The sequence below is a fragment of the Pseudonocardia lutea genome (assembly GCF_042658055.1).
Lineage (GTDB): Bacteria > Actinomycetota > Actinomycetes > Mycobacteriales > Pseudonocardiaceae > Pseudonocardia > Pseudonocardia lutea.
This window is the reverse complement of record NZ_JBHSQK010000106.1, coordinates 1-7,645: the sequence shown is the minus strand read 5'-3', so window position 1 is coordinate 7,645 and position 7,645 is coordinate 1. Positions and strand designations below refer to the sequence as shown.

7 protein-coding genes and 1 pseudogene are annotated in these 7,645 nt (G+C 75.7%); 3 read left to right on the top strand and 5 right to left on the bottom strand.

Translation table 11 applies throughout. The annotated features are described in order from the left end of the window. The 3 genes and pseudogenes from ACFQH9_RS29840 to ACFQH9_RS29830 form a co-directional block, all read left to right on the top strand. Positions 1 to 645 (top strand): annotated as a pseudogene (locus ACFQH9_RS29840) (ATPase); the annotation flags it as partial. 50 nt (positions 646 to 695) lie between these two features. Beyond that, a complete protein-coding gene (locus ACFQH9_RS29835) occupies positions 696 to 1,784 on the top strand; it encodes an SAM-dependent methyltransferase (RefSeq protein ID WP_379571393.1) in 1,089 nt (362 codons plus the stop codon). Next, entirely contained in the window at positions 1,781 to 2,569 is a 789-nt protein-coding gene (locus ACFQH9_RS29830) for a GNAT family N-acetyltransferase (protein WP_379571391.1), read from the top strand. Before ACFQH9_RS29835 ends, ACFQH9_RS29830 begins: the two co-directional genes overlap by 4 nt. Here the strand turns inward: ACFQH9_RS29830 and ACFQH9_RS29825 are convergent. From ACFQH9_RS29825 to infB, 5 genes are all read right to left on the bottom strand, one after another. Beyond that, the gene (locus ACFQH9_RS29825) at positions 2,566 to 3,318 is read right to left on the bottom strand and encodes a class I SAM-dependent methyltransferase (RefSeq protein ID WP_379571389.1); all 753 of its coding nucleotides are present in this window, start codon (positions 3,316 to 3,318) and stop codon (positions 2,566 to 2,568) included. The two genes, ACFQH9_RS29830 and ACFQH9_RS29825, sit on opposite strands and share 4 nt — an antisense overlap. A 64-nt stretch (positions 3,319 to 3,382) precedes the next feature. After that, positions 3,383 to 4,363 (bottom strand): DHH family phosphoesterase, encoded by a 981-nt coding sequence (locus ACFQH9_RS29820; protein ID WP_379571395.1) that lies wholly within the window; start codon positions 4,361 to 4,363, stop codon positions 3,383 to 3,385. 94 nt (positions 4,364 to 4,457) lie between these two features. Next, positions 4,458 to 4,919, bottom strand: a complete 462-nt coding sequence (rbfA, locus tag ACFQH9_RS29815) for a 30S ribosome-binding factor RbfA (RefSeq protein ID WP_379571387.1) — start codon at positions 4,917 to 4,919, stop codon at positions 4,458 to 4,460. A gap of 69 nt (positions 4,920 to 4,988) precedes the next feature. After that, positions 4,989 to 5,282 (bottom strand): DUF503 domain-containing protein, encoded by a 294-nt coding sequence (locus tag ACFQH9_RS29810; protein WP_379571385.1) that lies wholly within the window; start codon positions 5,280 to 5,282, stop codon positions 4,989 to 4,991. A 72-nt stretch (positions 5,283 to 5,354) separates the two neighbouring features. Continuing rightward, the coding region (infB, locus tag ACFQH9_RS29805; protein WP_379571383.1) for a translation initiation factor IF-2 at positions 5,355 to 7,645 on the bottom strand (2,291 nt) is incomplete at its 5' end.

The following is a 7,645-nucleotide window of genomic DNA, read 5'->3' as shown; positions in this document are numbered from 1 at the left end:
GCCCTCGAGCGGCGCACCCGGGCGTGGGCGGCGGAGCTCGAGGTGACCGGCGGGCCGGGCCGGCGGACCGGGTCGGAGCAGCCGGCCGGGGCGGCCGCCGCTGCCGCGCCCGCCGCCGGGCCCGCCGAGTTCCGCCGCGACGGCGAGGTCTGGGCCCTGACCTACGCCGGCCGGACCGTCCGGCTGCGGGACAGCAAGGGCCTGCACGACCTCGCCGTCCTGCTCGCCCGCCCGGGCCGCGAGGTCGCCGTGCACGAGCTGGCCGGGCTGCCCACGCCGGACGGGAGCGGCCTCGCGCTCGCCGACCGGACCGCCGTCGCCGCCTACCGCACGCGGCTGCGCGACCTCGACGAGGAGGGCGAGGAGGCCACCGCGGCGCACGACCCGGAGCGTGCCGCCCGCGCCGCGGCCGAACGCGACGCCCTGATCGCCGAGCTCGCCGCGGTCACCGGACTGGACGGGCGCCCGCGCAGGGCCGGATCCGACGTCGAACGCCGGCGGAAGGCCGTCGGCAACCGGGTGCGCGCGGCCGTGGACCGGGTCGCCGCGGTGCACCCCGAGCTGGGCCGGCACCTGCGCGCGTCGGTCCACACCGGAACCTTCTGCCGCTACGACCCCGAGCACGCGGTCCCCTGGCGGCTGTAGCACCGCTAGCCGCTTCGTGGCGCCTTCCCGGGTGGAGGAAGGAGAACGCCATGAGCGAGACCACCGCGGCACCGGAGACTCCCTCGACGACCGAGGAGCTCGCGGGCCGCCTGTTCGAGGCGGGCCTGGGCGCGTTCGAGCTGGCCACGGTGCTGCTCGGCGACCGGCTCGGCCTGTACCGGGCCCTCGCCGCCGGCGGCCCGGCGACCGCGCCGGAGCTGGCGAAGGCCGCCGACGTCGACGCCCGGTACGCCCGCGAGTGGTGCGAGCAGCAGGCCACGGCCGGCCTGCTGACCGTCGACGACCCGGCCGCGGACCCCGAGCGGCGCCGGTTCGGGCTGGTCCCCGGCAGCGAACCGGTGCTGATCGACCCGGACAGCCCCGCCCGGCTCGTCCCGCTCGCGGAGTTCGTCGAGTCCCTCGGCCGGGTGCTGCCCGCGCTGACCGGGGCCTTCCGCACGGGCGCGGGCGTGCCCTACGGCGCCTACGGCGTCCAGCACGCGCAGGCGGCGCTGAGCCGGCCCTGCTTCGTCGGGCAGCTGGTGCAGGAGTGGGTGCCGCAGGTACCCGGGCTCGACGCCCGGTTGGCCGCCGGCGGCACCGTCGCCGAGTTCGGCTGCGGCGAGGGCTGGGCGGCGATCGCGCTCGCGCAGGGCTACCCCGGTGTGCGGGTCGACGCGTTCGACGCCGACCCGCCGTCGATCGACGCGGCCCGGGAGCACGCCGCCGAGGCGGGGGTGGCCGACCGCGTGCGGTTCGTGGTCGCCGACGTCGCCGACCCGGCGCTCACCGGCCGCTACGACGCGGTGTTCGCCTTCGAGATGCTGCACGACCTCGCCCACCCGGTCGCGGCGCTGCGGACCGCGCACCGGATCGCCGACGGCCCGGTCGTGATCATGGACGAGCGGGCCGACGAGGCCTTCTCCCCCGGCGCCGACCCGATGCAGCGCTTCCTCTACGCGGCCAGCGTGCTGCACTGCCTGCCCGTCGGGCGCTGCGAGCCGGACTCCGCCGCCACCGGCACCGTGCTGCGGCCCGACCTCCTGCGCCGCTACGCCACGGAGGCCGGGTTCGCGGGCGTCACCGTGCTGCCGATCGAGCACGAGATGTTCCGCTTCTATCTGCTGGACCGCGGGTGAGTGCCGGACTCGCCCCTCCCACCACGGGCTGGGAGGACACCACCCCCGACACCGACTCCCTGACCCTCGCCGCGGTCCGGGCCATGGCCGACCGGGCCGCAGCCTGGGCCGCGGCCGCCGGCGGCACCGTGCGCCGGGTGGATGGGCTCGTCCTCGCCGACGCCCTGTCCCCCTGCGTGTTCCTCAACGCGGCACTGTCCGCCGGGCCGGTGGACGTCGAGGCGGCGCGCGCCGTGGCCACCGCGAACACGGTGGACGAACCGGGCAGGGTGGGCACCGGGCGGCCCTGGCTGCTCGTCACCCCGTACCCGACGCCGGACCTGCGGCCCGCCGGCCTGCGCCTGATGGGGCACCCGCACTTCATGGTGCGGCCCGCCGGGGGCGCCGCGCCGGCGCTGCCCCCCGGAGTCACCGTGACCGAGGTGGACGATCCGGACGGGCTCGCCGAGTGGGCCACCGTGCTCGCGGCCGGCTTCCCCGCCCCCGCCTCGCCGCCCCCGGCCGCGTTGCTCGGCGGCCCGGCACGGTTCTGGCTCGCCCGCACGGACGGCAGGCCGGTCGCGACCGCGCTCTCCTGGACCGGGCACGGGGTGGTCGACGTCGAGTGCGTGTCCGCCCTCCCGCAGTACCGCGGCCGCGGCATCGGTGCGGCGGTGACCTGGGCGGCGACGCTGGCCGAGCCGGCGCTGCCCGCCGTGCTGATCTCCAGCGACGACGGGCACGGCGTGTACCGGCGGATGGGGTACCTGCCGGTCTCGCGCTGGACGCTCTGGCACCGGCCCTAACCGTGCCGGGGGCGGCGGCAGACGTAGGCGTAGGCCGGCGGCAGGTTGCGCCAGATCGTGCGGCTGACCACGACCTCGTCGAACACCTCCGACAGCATCCGGCGGAAGCGGCGGGCCGTGGTCATCGGCGCGGTGTGGGTGTAGGCGAAGGTGGCGAAGGCGCCGGTCGGGCCGATCGCGGCGGCGACCTGGTCGAGGATGCGGCGCTGGGTGTCCCCGCCGAACAGGGACCACGGCAGCCCGCTCACCACGGCGTCGACGGCGGGCACCGAGCGGGCGGCGAGCAGCCCGGTGAGGTGCTCGGCGTCGCCGTCGACCACCTCCAGGTCCGGACGGGTGCGGCGCAGGTAGGCGGCGAGGCGGGGGTCGAGCTCCACGGCGAGGTGCCGGGCGTCGGCGGGGAGCCGCTCGGCGATGGCCGCCGACACCGACCCGGTGCCCGGCCCGAGCTCGACGACGGTCGGGGTGCCGTGCGTGGGGACCACCGAGGCCAGCAGGTCGGCCAGCCTCGGTGAGCTCGGGGCCACGGCCCCGATCTGCCCCGGGCTGCGCACGGCGGCGGCCAGGAAGGCGCGGCGGGGGCCGGTGCCGAACGGCCCGGCGAGCGGCGCGGTGGTCGGCGCGGTGGTCGGCGCGGTGGTCGGTGCGGTGGTCGGTGCGGTGACGGGCGTTGCAGGGCAGGTCGGGAGTCTCCCGGCCACGCCACCCGCAGGGGTGGACGGGGCGGGGAGGGCGGGCTCAGCGGTCAAGTCGTCCTCCTCGTCGGGCCCGAGGGTACGCACCCGACCCTGAGAACGAGGTGAACGTGAGGTGTCACGTTCGTCCTGATCGTCCCGGGGTGGTCAAGGCCTTCCGGATCGCGGTGAGGACCTCGTCCCGGGTGCCGTCGCGGGTGAACCCGGCGGCCCGCGGGTGCCCGCCGCCGCCGAGCCCGACGGCCACGGCCGCGACGTCCACCGCGCCCCGCGAGCGCAGCGAGACGGTCCACCGGCTCTCGTCGACCTGCTTGAGCACCACGGTGACCTCGGCCTCGACGGCGGTGCGGACGTGGTCGACCACGCTCTCGACCTCCTCGGGCCGGAAGCGCCGGACGACGTCGAGCGGCACCGTGGCGTGCACGGTGCCGCGGCCGGCCGGTACGCCGGGCTCCAGCTGGGCGCCCGCGAGGATGCCGCCCAGCGCGCCCAGCCAGGCGAAGGGGTGCGAGTCGACGAGCTCGCGCATCAGCGGCTCGACCTCCACCCCCGCCTCGACGAGCTCGGCGGCCAGCCGGTGCGGGCCCGGCCCGCCGATCCGGAAGCCGACGGTGTCCGTGGCCAGCCCGGCGTAGAGGCACCGGCCGATCACGGGGTCGAGCGGGGTGCCGAGCTCGGCGAGGATCCGCCGGACGAGCAGCACGGTGGCCTCGGCCCGCGGATCGAGCACCCGGACCGTGCCGAAGCCGGGGTTCGACGCGTGGTGGTCGACGAGGACGGCGCGGCCGGCGGCGTCGACGCGCCCGGCGAGCACGCCGAGCCGGTGCTGGTCGGCGGTGTCGCAGGCCACCACGACCTCGGGCGCCTCCGGTACGGCCGAGGCCGGGACCAGCAGGCCCTCGGCGTCGAGCGCGCCCAGGGACTCGGGCGCGGGCTCGTCGGCGCCCGTGACCCCGAAGGACACCTGCACCGACACCCCGCGCCGGTGCAGCGCCAGGCCGAGGGCGAGGGCGCTGCCGAGGCTGTCCGCGTCGGGCGACACGTGCCCGAGGACGACGACCTCCGTCGCCTCGCGCAGGACGGCGGCGGCCTCGGACACCGCCCGGGCGACCGCGCGGTCGATCGCGGCGTCGACGTCGTCCCGGTCGTCCGGGCCCAACGCCGCGAATCGGGGCTGCGCGGTCACCGGCTGCTCACTCCTCCCCGAGGTCGGAGGGGTCCGGCTCGCGCGGCGCGCGGTAGGGGTCGGCGTCGCCGGCGGGGCGGGCGCCGGCGGCCAGCCGGGCCACCTCCGCGTCCGACGCGCGGGTGCGGGCGAGCAGCTCCTCCATCCGGCGGGCCTCGTCCGGGACCTCGTCGGCGACGAAGGCCAGGCTCGGCGTGTGCCGGACGCCGGTCTGCCGGCCCACCGTCGTGCGCAGCACGCCCTTGGCGCTCTCGAGCGCGGCGGCGGCGCCGGCCGTGTCGGGCGCCTCGTCGACCGTGCGGCCGAGCACCGTGTAGTACACGGTGGCCTCGCGCAGGTCGCCGCTGACCCGGGTGTCGGTGACGGTCACCATCGCCAGGCGGGGGTCCTTCACCTCGTGCTCCAGCGCGCCGGCGACGATCTGCGTGATCCGCTTCGCCAGCCGCCGGGCGCGGGCCTGGTCCACCATGACGCGCTCCTCCCTGCGGGTCGTGCGCGGCGACCGTCGATCGGTCGAGACTCGCCGCTCACGCGCCGTTCAATCCTCCGGTCCCAGCATCCTGTGCCGGGCGGACAGCAGTTCCAGCTCGGGGCGGGCGGCGACGAGCCGCTCGCAGGAGTCGAGCACCTCGGTCACGTGCCCGGGGTCCGCGGCGACGCAGCACACCCCGATCAGCGCGCGGCGGTGCAGATCCAGGTGACCCGCCTCGGCGGCGGACACCGCGAAGCGCCGCCGCAGCTCGGCCACCACGGGCCGGACGGCGGAGCGCTTCTGCTTGAGCGAGTGGACGTCCCCGAGCAGGACGTCCAGCTCCAGTGCTCCCACGTACATGCCTGAAAGACAGCGTCTTTCCGGAGTGTCGGGGGCGGCACGCAGAGCGCGCCGCCCCCGACGACCAGGCCGCTAGGCCCGGGGCTTCTCCCGCATCTCGAAGGTCTCGATGACGTCGTCGACCTTGATGTCGCTGTAGCTGCCCAGGGTCAGACCGCACTCGAAGCCCTCGCGGACCTCGACCACGTCGTCCTTGAAGCGGCGCAGCGAGCTGATCGGCAGGTTGTCGGCGATGACCACGGAGTCGCGAAGCAGGCGCCCGCGGGCGTTGCGGCGGATCTCCCCGCTCATCACGAGGCAACCGGCGATCGTGCCGAACTTGGAGGACTTGAAGACCTCGCGGACCTCCGCCCGGCCGAGCTCGACCTCCTCGTACTCCGGCTTGAGCATGCCCTTCAGGGCCTGCTCGATCTCCTCGATCGCCTGGTAGATCACCGAGTAGTAGCGGATCTCCACGCCCTCGCGGTTGGCCAGCTCCGTGGCCTTGCCCTCGGCACGGACGTTGAAGCCCATGACGATGACGTTGTCCGCGATGGCGAGGTTGATGTCGCCCTCGGTGATGCCACCGACGCCGCGGTGGATCACCCGCAGCTCGACGTCCTCACCCACGTCCAGCTTCATCAGGGCGTCCTCGAGGGCCTCGACGGTACCCGAGTTGTCACCCTTGATGATCAGGTTGAGGGTGCTGGTCTCCTTCAGCGCGGCGTCGAGGTCCTCGAGCGACACGCGCTTGCGACGGCTGGCCAGCTCGGCGTTGCGCTCGCGCGCCCGCCGCCGGTCCGCGATCTGCCGGGCCACCCGGTCCTCGTCCACGACGAGGAACGTGTCGCCCGCACCCGGGACCGAGGTCAGACCGATGACCTGCACCGGACGCGACGGGAGCGCCTCGGTGACGTCCTCGCCGTACTCGTCGACCATCCGCCGGACGCGCCCGGAGGCGTCGCCCGCGACGATCGAGTCGCCGATCCGCAGGGTGCCGCGCTGGACCAGCACGGTCGCCACCGGACCACGGCCGCGGTCGAGGTGACCCTCGATCGTGACGCCCTGGGCCTCCATGTTCGGGTTGGCCCGCAGGTCGAGCGCGGCGTCCGCCGTCAGCAGGATCGCCTCGAGCAGCTGGTCGATGTTCGTCCCCTGCTTCGCGGAGATGTCGACGAACATCGTGTCGCCGCCGTACTCCTCCGCGACCAGGTTGTACTCGGTCAGCTGCTGCCGGATCTTGGCCGGGTTCGCGCCCTCGACGTCGATCTTGTTGACCGCGACCACGATCGGCACGTCGGCCGCCTGGGCGTGGTTGATCGCCTCGACCGTCTGGGGCATGACGCCGTCGTCCGCCGCGACCACGATCACCGCGATGTCCGTGGACTTCGCGCCGCGGGCACGCATGGCGGTGAACGCCTCGTGGCCCGGGGTGTCGATGAAGGTGATCGGGCGCTCCTCGCCCTCCAGCTCCGTCTGGACCTGGTAGGCGCCGATGTGCTGGGTGATGCCGCCGGCCTCGCCCTCGCGGACGTTCGCCTTGCGGATCGTGTCCAGCAGCCGCGTCTTACCGTGGTCGACGTGACCCATGATGGTCACGACCGGCGGCCGGACGACCCAGTCCTCCTCGTCGCCCTCGTCGCCGAAGGAGATGTCGAAGCTGTCGAGCAGCTCGCGGTCCTCCTCCTCCGGGCTGACGACCTGGACGCGGTAGTTCATCTCGGTGCCGAGCAGCTCGAGCACCTCGTCCGCGACCGACGCCGTGGCCGTGACCATCTCGCCGAGGTGGAACAACACCTGCACCAGCGAGGCCGGGTTGGCGTTGATCTTCTCCGCGAAGTCGGTCAGCGACGCGCCGCGCGGCAGCCGGATCGTCTCGCCGTTGCCCTTGGGCAGGCGGACGCCGCCCACCGAGGGCGCCTGCATCGAGTCGAACTCCTGGCGCTTCTGCCGCTTCGACTTGCGGCCCTTGCGCGCCGGACCGCCGGGACGCCCGAAGGCACCCGCGGTACCGCCGCGGCCACGACCGCCGCCGCCACCGGGACGACCGCGGAAGCCGCCGCCACCCGCCGGCGCACCGCCGCCGCCACCGGGGCCGCCGCCACCGGGACGGAAACCACCGCCACCGCCGCCGGGACGACCGCCGGGACCACCCGGACGGCCACCGGGACCACCGCGACCACGGGGGCCGCCACGGCCGCCGGGCGCGGGACGCCCGCCCGCCGGGCGGGCCGGCATCATGCCGGGGTTCGGACGCGGGGGCATGTTGCCCGGGTTCGGACGCGGGCCGCCACGACCGGGCTCACCGGCGCGCTGCGGGGGCCGCGGGCCACCGGCACCGGGGCCGGGACGCGGAGCGCCGCCCTGCTGACCACCCTGCTGGC